The organism is Ohtaekwangia kribbensis (assembly GCF_042676245.1).
GTDB lineage: Bacteria > Bacteroidota > Bacteroidia > Cytophagales > Cyclobacteriaceae > Ohtaekwangia > Ohtaekwangia kribbensis.
In genome coordinates this window covers 363,397-382,948 of the sequence record NZ_JBHTKA010000008.1, presented here as the reverse complement: position 1 = coordinate 382,948, position 19,552 = coordinate 363,397, and the positions used below count along the sequence as shown (strand labels likewise).

The 19,552-nt window shown below is 42.0% G+C and carries 17 protein-coding genes; 14 read left to right on the top strand and 3 right to left on the bottom strand.

Annotated features, from left to right (window positions below):
* The first annotated feature begins 135 nt into the window (after positions 1-135).
* From ACFQ21_RS22520 to ACFQ21_RS22490, 7 genes are all read left to right on the top strand, one after another.
* Positions 136-327 (top strand): hypothetical protein, encoded by a 192-nt coding sequence (locus tag ACFQ21_RS22520; protein WP_377582911.1) that lies wholly within the window; start codon positions 136-138, stop codon positions 325-327.
* 73 nt (positions 328-400) lie between these two features.
* Positions 401-1,174, top strand: a complete 774-nt coding sequence (gene dapF / locus ACFQ21_RS22515) for a diaminopimelate epimerase (RefSeq protein WP_377582909.1) — start codon at positions 401-403, stop codon at positions 1,172-1,174.
* A 132-nt stretch (positions 1,175-1,306) separates the two neighbouring features.
* A complete protein-coding gene (secA, locus tag ACFQ21_RS22510; protein WP_377582907.1) occupies positions 1,307-4,681 on the top strand; it encodes a preprotein translocase subunit SecA in 3,375 nt (1,124 codons plus the stop codon).
* Positions 4,682-4,693: 12 nt separating this feature from the next.
* Complete coding sequence (locus ACFQ21_RS22505; protein WP_377582905.1) at positions 4,694-5,215, top strand: SPOR domain-containing protein; 522 nt, start codon at positions 4,694-4,696, stop codon at positions 5,213-5,215.
* A gap of 112 nt (positions 5,216-5,327) precedes the next feature.
* Entirely contained in the window at positions 5,328-7,826 is a 2,499-nt protein-coding gene (locus ACFQ21_RS22500) for an AsmA family protein (RefSeq protein WP_377582903.1), read from the top strand.
* A 197-nt stretch (positions 7,827-8,023) separates the two neighbouring features.
* Positions 8,024-8,476, top strand: a complete 453-nt coding sequence (locus tag ACFQ21_RS22495) for a helix-turn-helix domain-containing protein (RefSeq protein WP_377582901.1) — start codon at positions 8,024-8,026, stop codon at positions 8,474-8,476.
* A 97-nt stretch (positions 8,477-8,573) separates the two neighbouring features.
* Positions 8,574-9,848 carry a hypothetical protein gene (locus ACFQ21_RS22490; RefSeq protein WP_377582899.1) on the top strand — a complete coding sequence of 425 codons (1,275 nt, stop codon included), beginning with the start codon at positions 8,574-8,576 and terminating at the stop codon, positions 9,846-9,848.
* A 267-nt stretch (positions 9,849-10,115) separates the two neighbouring features.
* On the opposite strand, the gene ACFQ21_RS22485 is transcribed toward ACFQ21_RS22490, so the two are convergent.
* A complete protein-coding gene (locus ACFQ21_RS22485; protein ID WP_377582897.1) occupies positions 10,116-10,247 on the bottom strand; it encodes a hypothetical protein in 132 nt (43 codons plus the stop codon).
* 24 nt (positions 10,248-10,271) lie between these two features.
* On the opposite strand from ACFQ21_RS22485, the gene ACFQ21_RS22480 reads away from it, so the two are divergent.
* Both ACFQ21_RS22480 and ACFQ21_RS22475 read left to right on the top strand, forming a co-directional pair.
* Positions 10,272-10,628 carry a winged helix-turn-helix transcriptional regulator gene (locus tag ACFQ21_RS22480; protein ID WP_377582895.1) on the top strand — a complete coding sequence of 119 codons (357 nt, stop codon included), beginning with the start codon at positions 10,272-10,274 and terminating at the stop codon, positions 10,626-10,628.
* A 705-nt stretch (positions 10,629-11,333) separates the two neighbouring features.
* Positions 11,334-12,614, top strand: a complete 1,281-nt coding sequence (locus tag ACFQ21_RS22475) for a pectate lyase family protein (protein WP_377582893.1) — start codon at positions 11,334-11,336, stop codon at positions 12,612-12,614.
* Between the two features lie 82 nt (positions 12,615-12,696).
* Here ACFQ21_RS22475 and ACFQ21_RS22470 read toward each other — a convergent pair whose 3' ends face one another.
* Positions 12,697-13,044: a hypothetical protein gene (locus ACFQ21_RS22470; protein ID WP_377582891.1), complete on the bottom strand. Its 348-nt coding sequence runs from the start codon at positions 13,042-13,044 to the stop codon at positions 12,697-12,699.
* Between the two features lie 356 nt (positions 13,045-13,400).
* Positions 13,401-14,111: a hypothetical protein gene (locus tag ACFQ21_RS22465; RefSeq protein ID WP_377582889.1), complete on the bottom strand. Its 711-nt coding sequence runs from the start codon at positions 14,109-14,111 to the stop codon at positions 13,401-13,403.
* A 109-nt stretch (positions 14,112-14,220) separates the two neighbouring features.
* Here ACFQ21_RS22465 and ACFQ21_RS22460 point away from each other — a divergent pair, with 109 nt between their 5' ends.
* The 5 genes from ACFQ21_RS22460 (at position 14,221) to ACFQ21_RS22440 (ending at position 19,447) form a co-directional block, all read left to right on the top strand.
* Positions 14,221-14,574 carry a winged helix-turn-helix transcriptional regulator gene (locus ACFQ21_RS22460; RefSeq protein ID WP_377582887.1) on the top strand — a complete coding sequence of 118 codons (354 nt, stop codon included), beginning with the start codon at positions 14,221-14,223 and terminating at the stop codon, positions 14,572-14,574.
* Positions 14,571-15,098, top strand: a complete 528-nt coding sequence (locus ACFQ21_RS22455; protein WP_377582885.1) for an OmpA family protein — start codon at positions 14,571-14,573, stop codon at positions 15,096-15,098. Before ACFQ21_RS22460 ends, ACFQ21_RS22455 begins: the two co-directional genes overlap by 4 nt.
* Positions 15,099-15,380: 282 nt before the next feature.
* Positions 15,381-17,591 carry an InlB B-repeat-containing protein gene (locus ACFQ21_RS22450; protein ID WP_377582883.1) on the top strand — a complete coding sequence of 737 codons (2,211 nt, stop codon included), beginning with the start codon at positions 15,381-15,383 and terminating at the stop codon, positions 17,589-17,591.
* Between the two features lie 432 nt (positions 17,592-18,023).
* Positions 18,024-18,953, top strand: coding sequence for a hypothetical protein (locus ACFQ21_RS22445; RefSeq protein ID WP_377582881.1), 930 nt, complete (start codon positions 18,024-18,026; stop codon positions 18,951-18,953).
* 29 nt (positions 18,954-18,982) lie between these two features.
* Positions 18,983-19,447, top strand: a complete 465-nt coding sequence (locus ACFQ21_RS22440; RefSeq protein WP_377582879.1) for a DinB family protein — start codon at positions 18,983-18,985, stop codon at positions 19,445-19,447.
* Positions 19,448-19,552: the final 105 nt, after the last annotated feature.

Genomic DNA, 19,552 nt, shown 5'->3' with positions numbered 1-19,552 from the left:
TGGCCAGGCTCGTGACTTAAAATAAACAGTTCTCTCTAAACGACTATAGGCTAAATTCCATTTTACAACGTTAATTGCTAATTCCCTGCGAACCTCTACCTTTGTATTCCTGTTTAGGCTCTTAAACGAAGCAATATGTTAAAATTCCTTCTCATACTCAGTCTTATCGTTTACGTCTTCTACAAGATCGGTTCTTTCTTTTTCCGCGCGGGTGCTGCAGCGCAGGAGCTTAAGGGCTATAAGCAGCAACAGCAGCGAAAAACTCCTCAAGCCAAGAAAAATAAAGTAAACGGAGGCGACTACGTTGATTACGAAGAAGTGAAATAAGGCCGAGGCTACTCTTTAATATCCTTTTTTGATCTGCCGATAATTTTTTGTTCCCATTCAAGTGACGAATGCTATGAAAGTCCATTTTTATAAATACCAGGCTACCGGTAATGATTTTGTGGTGATGGATAACCGCGAGGGTAAGCTATCACTAACCAAAGAACAGATTGAAAAAATCTGCGACCGGAGGTTTGGTGTTGGCGCAGATGGATTGATGCTGATTGAAAAACATGCTTCACTCAATTTCAATGTCGAGTACTTTAACAGCGATGGCTCCCAAAGCCTGTGTGGTAATGGAAGTCGCGCGGCAGTACACTTCGCTTCGAAGTTGGGACTCGTAAATGGCAAGTCTACTTTCAACGCGTATGACGGTGCACATTCGGCAGAGTTGTTATCAACTGGTATCATTCGTCTGAAAATGAATGATGTGGCAGAAGTAAAAACCATCGGCACCGACTATTTTTTAAACACAGGTTCGCCACACTATATACGGTTTGTGGATAACATCCACGCGTATCCGGTGGTGGAAGAAGGAAGGAAGATCCGCTATAGCGATGCATTTAAGCCGGGCGGTACGAATGTAAACTTTGTACAGCTTCTGCCAGACAACACCATCTACGTACGTACTTATGAACGTGGCGTAGAAGATGAAACACTGTCATGCGGCACTGGTGTAACTGCTGCTGCCATGGCTACATCCCTGAAAGGGTATACTTCACCTGTGAACATAAAAGTAAAGGGAGGTGACCTCTCCGTTGAATTCAAATCCGGTCAGTCCGGCACGTTCACGGAAATTTTTCTCGTTGGCCCTGCCAAAATGGTCTTTGAAGGCGACTTGGAACTGTAATTGTTCTCCCCGAAATCTCAAAAAACAAATTAACTTTAAGCCCCTTTTGGGGAGATTAAGAGTTTTTGTCATCTGTGTGTGGAATGTACCTGCCAGATTGCAACTGCACTTAATGGATAACAGACTTACACTATGCTGAAACTCATTGCCAAATTATTCGGAACAAAATCGGAGAAGGACATCAAGCGCATCATGCCGTTGGTTGAACAGACGAAGCAGGAAGGCGAAAAACTGAAGTCTGTAAGCCATGATGAACTTCGTAGCGAAACGAAGAAAATTCAGGAGTTCATTAATTCAGAGCTTAAAGATATAGATGACCAGTTAGCAGCGCTTCATAAAAAGATAGCCGACAACCCGGAGCTTGAGATAAACGACAAAGATGCCATCTTCCAGGAGATCGATAAGATTGAACTGAATCGTAATAAGGAGCTTGAGAAAGTATTGATGAAGGTGCTTCCGAAAGCTTTTGCCATTGTGCGTGAAACAGCAAGACGCTTCAAGGAAAATGAATACCTCGAAGTATCGGTACAGGATTTTGATCGTCAGTTTTCAGTAGGTCGCGAAAATATTCAGATCGAAGGCGACAAAGCGAAGTGGTATAACAAATGGATGGCTGCCGGAAACATGATCACCTGGGATATGGTGCATTATGATGTGCAGATCATCGGTGGTATAGTATTACACGAAGGTAAAATTGCCGAGATGGCAACGGGTGAAGGTAAAACACTCGTAGCAACGTTGCCGGCTTTCCTCAATGCACTTGCCAAGCGCGGTGTACACATTGTAACGGTTAACAACTACCTGGCCACACGCGATAGCGAATGGATGGCCCCTATATTTCAGTTCCACGGTATCAGTATAGATTGTATTGACAAGCACGAGCCAAACTCGAACGCCCGCAGAAATGCTTACCGTGCTGATATAACCTACGGAACCAACAACGAATTTGGTTTCGACTACCTGCGCGATAACATGGCGCGCGAACCGGAAGAACTCGTGCAGCGGACACATCACTATGCCATGGTCGATGAGGTTGACTCGGTGTTGATAGATGAAGCACGTACTCCATTGATTATCTCGGGTCCGGTGCCGCGTGGCGATCAGCATGAGTTTTACGACCTGAAACCACGCATCTATAAATTGGTGGAGGCTCAGAAAAAACTTATAAACGATTACCTGACTACTGCTAAAAAACAAATTGCAGAGGGTAATGAGAAAGATGGTGGTCTCTCACTCTTCCGTGCACACCGCGCGATGCCGAAGTATAAACCACTGATTAAATTCCTGAGTGAACCAGGCTCAAAAGCTGTACTTCAAAAAACAGAGAATTACTATTTGCAGGATAACAAACGCAACATGCCGGAGGCCGACAAGCCTTTGTATTTTGTGATTGATGAAAAAGATAACAGTGTTGAATTAACGGAGAAAGGTATAGACCTGATTACCGGTGAAGGAGAAGATCATAGCTTCTTCATCTTACCGGAGATTGGTACTGAACTAAATAAACTCGAACGCGACACTACACTCAACGATGTCGATAAGCTTCATAAAAAAGAAGAACTTATCCGCGACTACCAGGTAAAATCACAACGCATCCACAGTGTTAACCAGCTCCTGAAAGCCTATACGCTTTTCGAAAAAGATACCGAGTATATCATTGTTGATGGTAAGGTAAAAATCGTTGATGAGCAGACTGGTCGTGTGCTGGACGGAAGACGTTACTCAGACGGATTACACCAGGCAATAGAAGCAAAAGAGAACGTAAAAGTAGAAGATGCTACGCAGACCTACGCTACCATTACATTGCAGAACTACTTCCGCATGTATCACAAACTTGCGGGTATGACGGGTACTGCCGAAACCGAAGCCGGCGAATTGTGGGATATATATAAGCTTGATGTTGTTGTTATACCTACCAACAAGCAGGCAGTTCGTAAAGATTATGATGACCTCGTATATAAAACCATGCGTGAAAAATTCAATGCGGTAATTGACGAGGTTGTAAAACTTACCGGTGAAGGTCGACCGGTACTGGTGGGTACTACATCGGTAGAGATATCAGAAGTAGTAAGCCGCCTGCTGCAAATGCGCAAGATCAAGCACCAGGTATTGAACGCAAAGCAACACCAGCGCGAAGCAGAGATTGTTGCTGAAGCTGGTAAGCCAGGTACTGTAACGATCGCTACCAACATGGCGGGTCGTGGTACAGATATCAAGCTTACCCCTGAATCAAGAGCTGCGGGTGGTCTCGCGATTATTGGTACAGAGCGTCACGAATCAAGACGTGTGGACCGTCAGTTGCGTGGTCGTTCAGGCCGTCAGGGTGATCCGGGTACTTCACAGTTCTATGTATCGTTGGAAGATAACCTGATGCGTTTGTTCATGCCGGAGCGTATTGCCCGCATCATGGATAAACTTGGTTTGAAAGAAGGTGAAGAGATTCAACACTCCATGGTGACAAGCTCTATTGAGCGTGCACAGAAAAAAGTAGAAGAGAATAACTTTGGTATACGGAAGCGTTTGCTCGAGTACGATAACGTAATGAACTCGCAACGCGAAGTAATTTACAAGCGCAGAAGAAATGCGTTATTTGGTGAACGTCTTGAGTTAGATATACTCACCATGCTGAACGATACCTGCGAAGACATGGTGATCAATGCTAAAAATGGCAATGATTATGAAAGTCTGCGCCTGAACGCATTGAGTATATTGGGTCTTGACTACGATATTTCTAAAGAGACTTTTGAGAAACTCGATCAGAATAAACTTGCTGACGATCTATACCACAAAGCGCTCGAACATTACCACAGAAAGAACAAGGCTATAGCAGAGAAAGCCTTACCGGTAGTTCGCGAAATTTCTAAAACACGCGGTGCTACGGTTGAAAATATACTGGTTCCGTTCAGCGATGGACAGAAGCAGATTGGTGTAGCGGCTGCACTGCAGAAGTGCGTAGAGACCAACAATGCCGAGTTGGTGAAGTCGATGGAGAAGATGATTACCCTCGCTATCATCGATCAGCTCTGGAAAGAACACTTGCGTGAGATGGACGACCTGAAGCAGTCTGTTCAGAATGCTGTATACGAACAGAAAGATCCGCTGTTGATCTATAAGTTCGAAGGTTTTGAATTGTTCAAGCGCTTCATCGCGAAAGTGAACGAAGATACAATTTCATTCCTGCTAAAAGCAGATATACCGGTACAGGAAGCTGATGATGTTCAGGAAGCACGCGCCACACGTTCACGTGTACGACTGAATGAGCAAAAAGAAGAATCAAGATCATTGCTGAGCGGAGGTGGAAGCAGTAATAGCGGAGGCGGAAGCCCTCAGCAGCCACAACCCAACCGACCTCCACAGGAGAAAGTAATGCCGGTGAAGTCTGAGAAGATAGCGAACCGTAACGATAAAGTAAATGTGCAGTATCCGGATGGTCGTGTACTGCGTGACGTTAAATACAAAAAGGTTGAAGATGATATTATCAACAACCGCTGCGTTATAATCGACTAGTAACTATATATTATGGAAGGCTTAAAACAGATACTATATATACTTTCCACAATAGCTCTTTTGGAGAGCTGTGCTTCGACTCAAAAGACGAGCACAGCTTCCCAGGGAGGAAAGTATTCGGAAGATCTTTCCGTGTTGCGTCCGAAAGTGGAAGCACCTGCCGAAACTACAACGACCACAACGCAGACAGACAATACAAAACCGACAACACAATTTGTTGAGCCTAAGTTAGCCGTAACACAAAAACTCGATGGTGTACTCGACAGCATCAACCACATTAACCTGAACCGTAGATTTGTAGAAGGCTATACTATACAGGTTTACTCCGGCAGACGCGAGGAAGCGCTTAGTGTAAAAAAGCAGATTGCTACTTCACTGCCCCGGTTAAATACAGAGATCCAGTTTACGGAACCTATATTTCGCGTAAAAGTAGGCAAATACTATAGCCGCATGGATGCGCAGGAAGATTATGCCTCCGTAAAACGCTATTTCCCGGCTGCGATTCTTATTCCGGAGAAGATTGTGATTCAGTAAAGCTATATTTTTAGCTCATTTTCAGATTTTACTTACTTCCAGATTGGTATTCCGGTAATTTTTTAAGCAGGTTCGGTTTTTGACAGTATTTTTGTCAAACCATTTTTTAAGCTTGAAAACGTTTAAGAGGATACTTTTTTACACAGCGCTGACACTGGCAGTTATTTTTGTGGCGCTGGTGGTATCCGTGTTCCTGTTCAAAGACAAGATCATCAACCAGTTTATCGTAGAGGCTAATAAAAGCCTGAATACGCCCGTAAACATTGGTAAAATGAATGTTTCGCTCTTTGAGCAATTTCCACAGCTATCCATAGTTTTTACCGATGTATATGTGGAGGATAGTCACCCCGGTAAATATCCGCTGCTTACCGCAGGGGTTATTTCGTTCCAGCTTAATCCTATCGAGGTGTGGAAAGGGAAATATACTATACGAGGTCTCAAAATCCGCGACAGCGAAACAAACCTCAAAGTAGATTCTGACGGAAAGAACAACTATACCATTCTGAAAGACTCCAAAGAAGATAAAAAGTCTACTCCGGGAACGGTAAGTTTCGAACTGAAGAATGTAAGTCTTACAAACACCAAGGTCCACTTCATCAACATCTCGGCTTCCGAGGATCTCACCTTTACCAGCGAAGACCTCGTTGCATCTATCGGAACAACCAACAATATATATAACATCGATGCACACGGACAGCTAACCACCGAGAAAATCAATATCGATGGTAATTCATACCTGGCTAACAAATCGTTTATAGTAAATACCGAACTGGTATATAATGACGAACAGCGTAGCCTCACCATCAATCCTTCTACACTGAAACTGAAGCAGTCGGCATTTAAAGTACAGGGAACCTATAACTGGAAAGATGAAAATGTTATTGACCTGATAACCGAGGGAGAGAATACCGATATCCAGACTATATTTTCATTATTGCCCGAGTCGGCGACAAAAAGCTTTGATAAATACCAGAGCAAAGGCGATGTATACTTTAAGTCGAAGTTGAAAGGTGAAATCAGTAAACGCAGAAGTCCATCGTTCTCGGTAGAGTTTGGTTTTAACGATGCCACCATATTTCACCCTGATTTTAAAACACGTATTGAAGGCGCAAGTCTCGAAGGGTCTTTTGCAAGCAGTAAAATTTCTGATCTGCGCGAAGCAACGGTAGTGCTTAAGAACATTAAAGGTGTGCTGAATGGTGAATCATTCGCAGCGAACTTCGTGATGTCAGATTTCAAAGATCCCGAAGTGATGTGCGATTTTAAAGGTCGTCTGGATGCAGCATCGGTATTTGATTTTTACCCTGTGCAGACTATAAAAAATGTTTCGGGTTCACTGCTTGCCGATGTTTCATTCGAGGGAAAGATCGGGTTGTTGAAAAAGAAAGCAACCGCTCAACGCGTATCCACACAGGGAACTATAGAACTACAGAATATAAGTCTGTTGTATGGTAACGACAATGTGCCATTGCAAAACCTGAAAGGAAGTCTACAGTTCAGCAACAACGATCTTGCGTTGAGTAACGTGGCCGGTAAACTTGGTAACAGCGACTTTTTACTGAACGGATTTTTCAAGAACGTAATCACTTTCCTGTTGTTCGAAGATCAACCTATCGGTATTGAAACCGACCTCAAGTCAAACTACATCGATCTTAACCAACTCTTCGCGATCAGCTTCAGCGAGCCATCATCGGGTAATGACCAGGAATTTACCTTTAACATCTCCCGAAATATAAACCTCAACTTCAATTGCGATATAAAGACATTGAAGTATAAGCGTTTCCACGGAAGCAACTTGAAGGGTGATCTGCTGGTGAAAAATGAAATGGCTGTTTCGCGTAACATCACGCTCAATACCATGGGTGGTGCTCTATCATGTTCAGGTATAGTAGACGCCAAGAATAAAAAAGCGATTGATGTAGTGAGTACACTGAAACTTGATGGCATTTATATCGATAGTGTATTCTATGTATTCGAGAATTTTAAACAAGACTTTATACAAGATAAACACCTCAAAGGACAAGCCTATTCTGATGTAAACCTGGAGATGGTGCTGAAGCCGGACCTGCGTCTCTTTCCCGAGACACTTATTGCAGATATAGGCGTTGTGATCAAGCGTGGTGAGTTGAACGATTTTGAGCCAATGCAAAAACTAAAGCGCTATATTAAAGATGACGGACTGAGTCACCTGCGCTTCTCGGATTTGAAAAACGATATACACATCGAAAATAAAACAATCTATATACCACAGATGGAAGTGCGCACCAATGTTACCAGTCTCAAAGTTAGTGGCACGCATACGTTCGATCAGCACATAGACTATAGAATCATCACACCGTTACGCCAGGTGAAAACAGTTGACCTTGAAGCAAAAGATGCCATCGAAGAAGATGGCTCCGGACAAAGTAAACTATATCTGAAAATTACCGGCACCACCGATAACTATCGCATTCAATACGATACCGAAGCCGTTAAAAAGAAAATCGTAAACGACCTCAAGAACGAAGTAAAAGAACTCCGTGAAGCCTTCAAGAACAAGGGCACACAGAAGAAGAAGGAAGTGGAGCTGCAGAAGGACGAGTACTTTGAGTGGGATTCGGAGCAGCCGTAGAGCGGAGCCCGTTATTGGTTAGCAGTTATCCGTGAAATCGTTATCCGGCTGTAACAGGGGCGAGCGAAACCGTGGTTTGTATTTTCCTTTGAGAAACTTTGTGTCTCCTTTGTGCCCTGTGCGCAATGGATTTTAAAAGTATTTTTTATCCTTTCTAAAGTATAGTTTAGATTTTCACGAACTACTATATTTGAAATATGACATCAAAAAGCCGTACTATACACCAGGGAAGAAACCTGAAGCGTTTCCGCGAAATGTTAGGCCTCAAACAGGAAGCTCTTGCCGATAAGCTTGGCGAGGATTGGTCGCAGAAGAAAATCTCCATGCTAGAGAATAAAGATGTTATAGATTCCGACCAACTCGAAGCCCTCGCTAAAGCACTAAATGTACCAGCCGAAGCCATCAAGAACTTTGATGAAGAGAAGGCGATCTATAATATTCAGAATAACTACGAAGGATCGAATACAAGTAATGCTCCTTACTATCAACACAACGAACAATGTACTTTCAATCCACTGGATAAGTATATAGAAGCTGTTGAAGTAATTAAAAAACAATCTGAGAAAATTGAAAAGCTCACTGAAGATTTACTTAAAGAGAAGGATGAGAAGATAGCTTTGTTGCAGCGGATGTTGGATGCCGGGAAATAAAATCTTAATACTGGGAAAGTAAATGTAGCTGTTGGGAAATTATTTTTGTCTTTTAGACTTGAAATCTGCACGTTGACTAAAAACAAAGAGGCTTTCTATGGAGAAGACATTGGAAGAAGTTTGTAAATCACTTGATAAACTAGGTGATGCAATTGTAAAAGGATATTCCGATGATCGGACGATGAATGAAATATGGGGATGGAATTGTCCACCCCTAAATCGACATGATTTGGCAGCACAATCATTTCAAGTTTCTCGTAGGATAAGGGATTTGAATATTGAAACGATTGACGATGATATCCGAAAGAAAATGTTAGAAATCCCTAAGAGAATAGAACTCTTTAAGTCTCAAACTTTGCAATACCTTTATAATGGACATGGTGCACAAGCCTTTGCTGTATATATCTCGTTATTGGACTGGATAACTGCGACAATAGACCCTATATTTGGATGGCAAGTCTTACAAGATAATAAAGCTATGCCGACTCAACTCGCGAGGAGATTACGCTCTATTCAGTCTGAGTTGAATGAAATTGTTCCGGAAAAAGCAGAATTGCAAAAACAGATTAGGTTAATACAAGATGCAACGGAAGCTGCTGAGTCACTACCAACTGATTTAGAAAGCTTAAAGGAAGCAAGGATTAAAGTTAGTAGCTTTTCGACTGATGCTGCAGAATTATACGGAAAGATAGATACGTATTACAAGAATGCCGGGAGTATTTCAAAAGCCATTCTTGATAGAAAAGATGAGGCGGATAAATTAGTTGCTCAATGTGAAGAGGCTTATAGGATCACAACTACAAAAGGATTAGCAGCAGCATTCGATCTGCGTGCTGCTAAACTCTCAAGTTCAATGTGGATTTGGGTTGTGGGCCTGCTTGCTGCACTTGGTGCAGGTATTTATATAGGCGCTGTCAGATTCCAAATTTTAAATACTGCCTTGCTTGATCAAAAAGATATGGGATATATATGGACACAGATTTTTTTATCCGTGCTCAGTTTTGGCGCCCCAATTTGGTTTGCTTGGATTGCAACCAAGCAGATTGGACAACGATTTAAGCTGGCTGAAGATTATGCTTATAAAGCATCGGTTGCTAAAGCGTATGAAGGGTATAGACGAGAAGCCGCTCGTATTGATGAAGAATTAGAATTGAGATTATTCAGCTCTGCATTAACTAGACTTGAAGAAGCTCCGATTCGTCTTATGGAAAAGGATCATCATGGCAGTCCATGGCAAGAATTATTTTCATCTCCTCAAATGCAGAAAGTGATGGAAGAAATTCCTGAGTTAAAGAACAAGCTGCATGAAGTTATTGTTCAAGGAGTAAATGGATTAAAATCGAATAAAGGTTCTCGGAAAAAAGTTGAGTAACAAATAATCATAGCCCTAGTTTATTCCCTTATGTCTTCAGGATTCTGATGTTTCGGAGGCACAAGCGTATTGAAATGACAATCAGATACTATATACCCCCTACTCTTCCAAGGTTCGATGCCTTTGTCTTAGTAGCATGAGTTCGCTTTGAGGTAAATCGCGCTTTTCTAGCATCGATCTATATGTAACTGCCGTTTTCGCCCCATCAGAGTCACCGGCCGCCGGGACTCTGATGCATCGAGGCACACATATCAGCGTATACTACACTCATCTCAATGTTCCATGCTTTTTACGAAGCAGATCCAAGTCACTTTCAGATATAGCAAGCAGGGCTAACCTCGACTTACATTCAGCAGCCTTGATCGGATCATTGCTCGACTCAGCAAGTTCAATTAGCATGATCAATGCTTCTGCTATATCTATATGAAAGACTTCAACTACAACGGACGTATATACTACAGTCCGGTAGAATTAACCATGGCCTTTATTGGCGGCACATGGAAAATGCCAATCCTTCTGGCGCTTCGCAAACGCAAACTTCGTTATGGAGAGTTGAAGAACAACATTTCGCATATCACTGATAAAATGTTATACAGTCAGTTGAGAGAGTTGGAAAAGAAAGGAATGATCGAGAGAAAGATATACAAAGAAAAGCCACCGCGTGTTGATTATTACCTTACACCACTCAGCAAGCGATCGATTAAAGTAATAGATGCGCTTACTAGGTTTGGCGAACACTTGATGGATGCGCATGGAATAAGCAGTAAAAAATCGGAGTGAGCCAACAATTATATCTTTTAAAGACTTTCAGCATTGCGATTTGTACCCTGTAAGAACCACCATTCGCCGGGACTCTGATGCCCTGGGGCACACTGGTTCAGATTCGCATTCATTATATACTTTGCTAAATCAAATGCTAACATTTCAATTTAAATATACTTTATGTGCAGATAAGTCCGGTCAAATAACAAAAGATGACGCTGCAATGACGGAGCATACGATATATACTATACAATGCGAATCAATCGGCAATAGAAATATGCAGGCTGCGTGATATATTAGAATTCCCTGTGGTCGCAGGGTGGTGATCTTACAACAATCATGTTTAAGCGGATCCGATAAGCCAAATGTATGGTGTTCAGTGCTTTAGCAATTTGGTGCTCACATGTTCAGTCAATTACTATCCCTGACTTAGTGGTATCAGCCTGAGGTTTTTTTGGAATTAATGTTTTCCTATGACGTATATACTTACATGTATCCGGTTAAATATATACTATATATGGTTGTTTTGGATATGTATATGGAATATTGGTATATCTGAAATATCGACTCGTTATCGCTGATTTTTGCCTGTAACGCCAGCATTTTATTTCGTGCTTCGTGCTTACCTGTATTATTGAGGCACAATTCTAAACCATATCTATGAGAAAAATTTTATCCCTAATGCCCCTTGTGGGTTTTTTGCTATTACTCAGTAGCACATCAATGGCACAATGTACAGCGCCCGGTTGGGCCAGTTTGAATGGTGGCGTAACAGGAGGAGGTTCTGCAACGCCAACCGTAGTTACAAATTATACCGAGCTAAAAGGGGCTCTTACCTCCCTTACTGTAAAAGTTGTACATGTATCAGGTACTATTGTAATTCCCTCAGGAGGAAGAATCTTTTTGCAAGATCAATCGAATAAGACGATCTACGGTTTGCCCGGATCAAAGCTTGTATCGAACGATCTCACCAAAGATGGTTCCGGTATACTATATATAAAGCGATGCTCAAATATTCTTTTCAGAAACATGACCCTTGAAGGACCCGGTGCTTACGATACAGACGGGTGGGATAACATGACAATCGATAACAGCACGAACGTGTGGGTGGATCACTGCGAGTTTCAGGACGGCATGGACGGTAACTTCGATATAAAGAATGCTGCAGACTATATATCGGTAACATGGTGTAAATTTATTTACAACAAAGCTCCTATACCAGGTGGTCCGGGTGGTTCTAACGATCATCGTTTTTCAGATCTGTTTGGCTCAGGCGATGCCGCAACAACTGATCGCGGTAAGCTGCGTGTTACTATGCAAAATTGCTGGTGGGCGCAGGGTTGTAAAGCACGTATGCCTCGTGTACGTTATGGTAAAGTACATATAGTCAATAGCCTTTTTAGCAGTACGGTTGCGGCTCAATGTATTATGGCTGGTTTTGAGTCCGATCTGCTTGTAGAGCGCAACGTGTTCGAAAATGTCAAGTCACCTATCGATAAGATGGATGGTACATTTACCGCTGTCACAACGCGTGGCAATATTTTTACCAATACTGTAGGCGATACCACAGGCCGAGGCACAGCATTTACTCCTCCTTATATATTGCCGGCAATACCTGCCGTTAATGTAAAAAGTAAAGTAATGGCCGGAGCAGGTGCAACATTAACCAGTCCGTCATGCAGTACAGTAACCACTGCTTCAGCAAGAAGCATCGGTGTAGAATCGGAACAACCAGCTTATCGTGAACAAGCCTTGAGTGTTTCTCCTAATCCAGCAAAGGACAATGCCACAATAACTATAGCGTTGAATAAAGGCGAACAGGCTGCTGTCATGATATACGATGGTCAGGGGAATCTTGTCGACACCTTTAACACTCACAAGGCTACCGTGACAGGAACGCAACAGGTAAACTATGCTATCGGTAGTAAGCGGGCCGGTATATATACGGTTATTGTTATTAATAGCAAAGGCACAAAAACAACCTTTAAATTATTGGTAGAGTAAATTCATACGAAAACAAAAAATGATTTGTTGACAGAAAGAGGGTGTATGCCCTCTTTCATTTTTTTATACGCTTGAATGCAAATTATTTCTTGCGCACTTCCATTAGGTGATGCTCCTGCGATGCATAAGAGTATATACCTTTGATCGTATCATCAAAAAGTACTCCGAAAAAGTAGTCGATCGTTCCCCGAATTCGGAGGTAGCCAAGGTCGTTTCCATAAAAAGAATTCTGCTCGACAATTTTTTCGTTAACAGATATTTCAACGGTTGATGTTGTTAAGAATCTGAATTTTAAAGTATGCGGCCCATAGGTCCCTTCCCAGGTTGTACCGACTATATTTTGAACAGTACTGTTGTTTAGTTTACATGATTGAATTTTATAGATCTGGTCATCTGCTTCTGTAAAATTAGTTATGTTCGACCATTCCATTTATAGCTTGGAAACAACACGCTTAGTTTTTTGTCAGATGTATTGACGGTATAGGTGCCAATCATCTTAACATTGCCGTGATACCACTCTATCGTGCCGTCATCCTTGAATGACAGACTAAAGGCTTCATCAAGGTCGTGATAGGGTACTGTTATAATACCCGACTAAATTTGTTATGGAATATCGTTTCGTTGATCTCTCCATCTGTTGGAGCATCTCATCATCACTTTGGCAACTTTGAAAATTTAATAGAAGTAACAGATTTCACCCCATCAGAGTCACCGGCCGCCGGGACTCTGATGCATCGTAGCACACACGCTCAGAACTAATATCCCCTCGTTCATATAAACTCCTGCTCATTCCAATGTTCTGTGCTTTTGCTTAAGTCGTACCAAATCGCGTTCCAGCAAATTAAGTTTCGTTAACAATAATTTACACTCAGTGATTTTAGCAGCATCCGCAGCGCGCTCAGCAAGTTCAATTCGCATGATCAATGCTTCTGCTATATCTATTGAATTTTCATTATTAATTCTCTTGAGTGCTGCATCCAGTGTCTTTATAGCGGCTTCGTCATCATTCTTGTAATCGCGAAATCGTATGGCTATAGCTATAGCACGGTGCAGTTTGCTTTGATTTTTGTTTTCCGCTTTCTCCCATGTTTCTTGGTCTTGTTCACTGCGACTGACAAAAATGATAGCGTTACCTGAAACGTCCGTTAACGTAAATCGTGTAGTGTTCGGCTTCATTCGCGACACGCTTGGTATACCTGCATGGGGCACTCGCCCGATGTGTTGCTTTAGAAGTTGTGTTATTTCATAATAGACATCACCGGCATTGGGAACGGCGATGAGACAACCCGTATAAAAGTTGTTAGCGGCATCCATGCCTTTCAACCTGCCGAAGTGAAGCTGGTGACCACCGCGTTCAACAACACCATATTGATACGGATGTGTTTGCTTGTACGTGATTTCAAAGCCCAGCGCTTGCCAGAAATGGAGCGTTTCTTCTATTGATACACAAGGTAGTATAGGAATGGTTATCCACTCGGATGAATTTGATGCTTGCATTTTGTTTCATTTGAGTCGCAAAAGTAAATGCCGGAGCAATGCCTCGCCTTTTACATACTTCTTTGTATGTAACCGGGAAAATTTCAGAGCGGGCAATATCTTTACAGTAATGAAAGACTTCACCTACAACGGACGTATATACTACAGCCCGGTGGAATTGGCCATGGCCTTTATGGGAGGCACGTGGAAAATGCCGATCCTTCTCGCACTACGCAAAGGCAAGCTTCGTTATGGAGAATTAAAGAGTAACATTCCGCATATCACGGATAAGATGTTATATAGTCAACTACGAGATTTGGAGAAAAAAGGAATGATCGAACGTAAGCTATACAAAGAGAAACCTCCTCGTGTTGACTATTTTCTGACACCGCTGGGCAAGCGATCGATTAAAGTAATAGATACGGTTAACAAGTTTGGAGAACATTTAATTGATATGAACGGAATTAATATTCGGAACAGATGAAAATACTTCAAGTCAATTTACGGCTACTAGCTGGCTGGAGATTATATCTTGTAGTAGTAGGTATATCTATAGTTGAGCCAACATTTGCCCAAAAGCATTCGTTTAATTGGAATGATACAACATTCAGGATTGGATCAATCAGAATAGTACATCTTTCAAGAGCGTTTGACGGTCCATGTACAGTAAAACCTTGTTATGACTACCGTAACAATAAATCAGTATACGATACAATTGTGTCGTTCCTGAATCGAAATCAGAAGATTTCAGTTGCCTTTTTATGGCATACACGTACAATTGAAACTCCGGACTACAACTTGGCTATCAGTAAAAGAATGGCAGCAGGAATTATAGCCGAACTGGTTAGACAGGGAATTGACACGAATAGATTGTCAGCTATTGGTCTTGGGGAATCGATGCCAATAATTAACGAGGAAGAGTTGAATGCTATAAAAGATCATAAGGAGAGATCTCATGCCGATAGGAGTAATGAGCGCGTTGAAATTATAATCCTGGCAACTCGATAAACAAATTCGCATAATATCCCAAACACTGAGCGGTGTAACATGTGTATTGTTATGCAGTATTCTATACCTGATTTATACGGTATAAAGTCAATTAATTTGTATGTTAGATGTAACAACTATAAATGTATACTATAGTTGTATCAATATGTATTTATATATACCTCATATTGGTATATCTGAAATATCTACTTATTACCGTTATTTTTTACCGTTAACGCCTGTAGTTCATTTGGGGTTCGATACTTAACTGTATCATTGATACGTAAATCTAACCCTATATCTATGAGAAAGTTTTTATTGTTATTGCCCTTAATGGGTATTGTGTTACTCTTTTGCAACCAATCTGTTGCTCAATGTACTGTAACAGGCTGGGCCAGTCAGAATGGCGGTGTAACCGGTGGTGGTTCTGCTACGCCCACCGTTGTTGCAAACTACAATGATCTGAAAGCTGCCATCGCTTCTTCGTCCGTTAAAGTCGTGCATATATCCGGTACGATTGTTATTCCTTCCGGTGGAAGAATTTCTTTTCAGGACCAATCTAATAAAACAATTTATGGTTTGCCCGGCTCGAAGCTGGTATCGAACGATCTTACGAAAGATGGTTCCGGTATACTATATATGAAACGCTGTGCGAATATCATTTTCAGAAACGTAACATTGGAGGGACCAGGCGCTTATGACACGGATGGCTGGGATAACATGACGATCGATAACAGCACCAATGTGTGGGTAGACCATTGTGAATTTCAGGATGGTATGGATGGCAACCTCGATATCAAGAATGCTGCTGACTATATATCGGTAACATGGTGCAAGCTTATCTATAAGAAGACGCCTATACCGGATGGTCCCGGTGGTGCCGATGATCATCGCTTCTCAAACTTGTTTGGTTCAGGCGATGGCGCTACAGGCGACAGAGGCAAGCTTCGTATCACAATGCAAAACTGCTGGTGGGCAGAGGGCTGCAAAGCGCGTATGCCGCGTGTTCGATTTGGCAAAGTACATATCGTGAATAATTTATTTAACAGCACCGTTGCTGCTCAATGTGTGATGGCAGGTTTTGAAGCCGATCTGTTGGTAGAGAGCAACGTATTTGAAAATGTTAAATCACCTATCGACAAGATGGATAACACGTTCACCGCCATTACCGCCCGTGATAATATATTTACTAACACATCAGGCAATACTACTGGCAGTGGTACGGCATTTACCCCTCCATATTCATTAACGATAACACCTGCAGCAAATGTAAAAAGCCAGGTAACGGCTGGCGCAGGAGCAACGTTGACAAGTGCTTCCTGTAGTAACACAACAGCGTACATACTTAGTACAACAGTAGCTCCAACAAACGGTGGTACAGTAGTTGGATCCGGAACTTACAATGCCGGGACTTCCGTAACACTCACGGCTACACCAGCAACAGGCTATATTTTTACAGGCTGGAGTGGCGGTGCAACGGGCACGTCTGCATCTGTAACGGTAACCATGGATGGCAACAAGTCGGTTACGGCTAACTTCGCTGCACAAACTGCTACTTACACACTTACGGCTACAGTCTCTCCAACAGGAGGAGGAACAGTAACAGGTTCCGGAAGCTATAGTGAGGGCGCTATCGCTACAATAACAGCCAGTCCGGCGGCAGGGTATATCTTTACAGGCTGGAGTGGTGATGCAACGGGTACATCCGGATCTACGTCAGTAACCATGAATGGCAATAAGTCTGTAACAGCCAATTTCCAGTTGCAGAGTAGCGGTGGTACTGCAACCATTCGTATTGAAGACAGCGCTTTAACTTCTCAAGGTCTTTGCAGTTATGAGGGATCGATCAGCAGCAACACCGGGGCAAGTAATGGTAAAGTAATTAACTTGTCTAATTCTACAGGTAAGGGTGTTGACTGGAAGGTATATATACCGGCGGCAGGTTCCTATACACTCACGTGGCGCTATGTAAATAGTAGCAGCAATAATTCCTATACCATGGCGCTTGTTGTTAATGGAACTACAGTAACCAATGCATTGGCGGTTGCCCGAACAAGCGGAAGCACTGTGTTTGCTACGACCACGGCTTCTGTAACGCTAAAGGCAGGAGTCAACTCCATTCGACTACAATCTGTGGCTTCAGCTGCTACGGCCGATATCGATTGGATCGAAGTAACCGGCAACGCTCCGGCAACCGCAGATTGCGCTGCATCAGCGCGAAGTGCTGCAGATGCCGAACTCTCTATAAATAACGAAGAAGCAGTAAGCATTTCGCCAAATCCTGCCAGAGACAATGCGGTTATAACTATTGTGCTAGGCGAAAACGAGCACGCTACAATCAGGATATATAATGATCAGGGTGAACTTGTCGATACACTCCATAGCAATAAAGCTGTTAAGGCAGGCACACAACAGATAGTATATAGTGTCAATAACAAGCGTTCAGGAATTTATAATGTAGTTGTTCTCAATAACAACGGCAGCAGGTCTACTTATAAATTACTGGTAGAATAGATTTGTGAAACACGGGTTTGAATGTAAAGAGGACTGAGGTCCTCTTTACATTTGTTGTTTACATCTTGGCCGGAAGTTTTTTTAGTTGTTACGTACTTCCATCAGATGATATTCTTCGTCCACATAACAGTATTCATTAATTGATATGCGAACTATCGTGTAGAATTTTTTACGGTTAGCAAATAAACTACAGGGGGTTTTTTGCCATTTTGCATTCACAGTACTAATGATGCCGTGATGAGTAACTTAATAATGAGACAGCAGGCTTTAACTACTATTTTGTGCGCGCTGCTATCGACCTTCCTGATCGCCTGTGGGGATAAGAAAAATGACATGCCTTCATCAGATCAAAAAGTTGGAGTAAAGTCTGATACGATAAAGGATGAGGTTTCATCGGAAGAATCTTCGACAAATATAAAGGTAGTCCCTGTTATGACTACAGAATTTTCCGATAGCAATACCGTTCATTGTACCAACGTAGAATACCTCTGGAATGCTATATCTAAGATTTCGAATAAAGATATTTCAAAGAATCCGCTGGTAAAGGAATTTAACCATAGCTCGCTCTGGAAAAACTCCATGGATACTTCGCGGCTTGTGTTGGCCTACGGAAATCCCGAGGCGGTATATAAAAGGATCATCCAACAATACCGAACTAAGTATAAGATAAATAGAAATGACTTGTTACCGCAGGGCAGTTCATTCTGGGCATATTCTCACAAGATTGTCCGCTATAAATACGATGAACCATTTGATGAGCAACGGCTCAGGTTTCTCGGTGACGAAGTTTCTGCTTTCGGGTTTAGCTCAGATCTGAGTTCAATATATTCGAAAGAGTATTTTAAAAAGCAATACGATATTCTCTATTTTGATTATGACGGTGAATTTGTTGTGAGACTTAATGCTGCCAATACTAAGGATGAGATTATCCTGGTTATGTTAAATAAACGGGGAACATTCCTGGAGATGTTTAACTCAGCAAAGAGACTAATCGAAAAGGGGCGTGCCAAAATAAATTCTGGCAGTCCGATATATCAGCTGAATATGGAAGACGAGTTGCTGATACCCGTGATAAAATTTAAGGCACTTCACGAGTATAAAGAGTTGATCGGAGTGAAGTTCTCATCTGATTATGGTCCTATAGATTCTTTCTCCCAGGCCATTAGTTTTGATTTTGACAGGAACGGTGTGGTTATGGAGTCAAATGTTTCGGTAGCAGATAGCGTAGGTATGCCACAAAAACCCAAGTTGTTACATTTCTCCAGGCCATTTTATCTGTTTATTAAGGAAGCAAATGCACCCTATCCATATTTCAACTTATGGGTATCTGATGCGAGTATACTGGAGCGAAGAAAAAAATAGATATATATTCTTGCTAAAGATTTAATGTGATGAATAATAAGCTTGATAAAATAAAAAACTTCCGGCTATATCTGCTAAAGCAAATTGAAAATCTCACAACAGATCAATTAAATCATATTCCACCTGGCTATAGTAACAATATTATCTGGAACCTTGCCCATCTCGTTGCTGCCCAGCAGAACTTGTGTTACGTGCGCGCAGGCTTGCCTGTTGCCGTTGAAGATAAATACTTTACTCCCTATATGCCGGGTACTAAACCGGATGGATTTGTGGACCAAGACGATATTAAATCAATCAAAGAATTGCTGACAGCGTCTTTGGACACCTTGCAATCTGATCTCGATAAAAACAAGTTTGTGAATTACTCGCCTTCTGTGATGATACCCAAGGTATATGGGTTTGAAATAACGAATATAGAACAAGCCCTGGAGTATCTGTTGTACCATGAAGGGTATCACTCGGGTTGTATACTTTCGTTGAAGCACCTTGTGTAAGAGCCAACCCGATCAATGGACACATGACCAAAGGAATTGATAAATAGATATTTGTTTCAATGCGCGCTCTGATAATTATAAATAGTAAATAGTAGTCTGAAACGT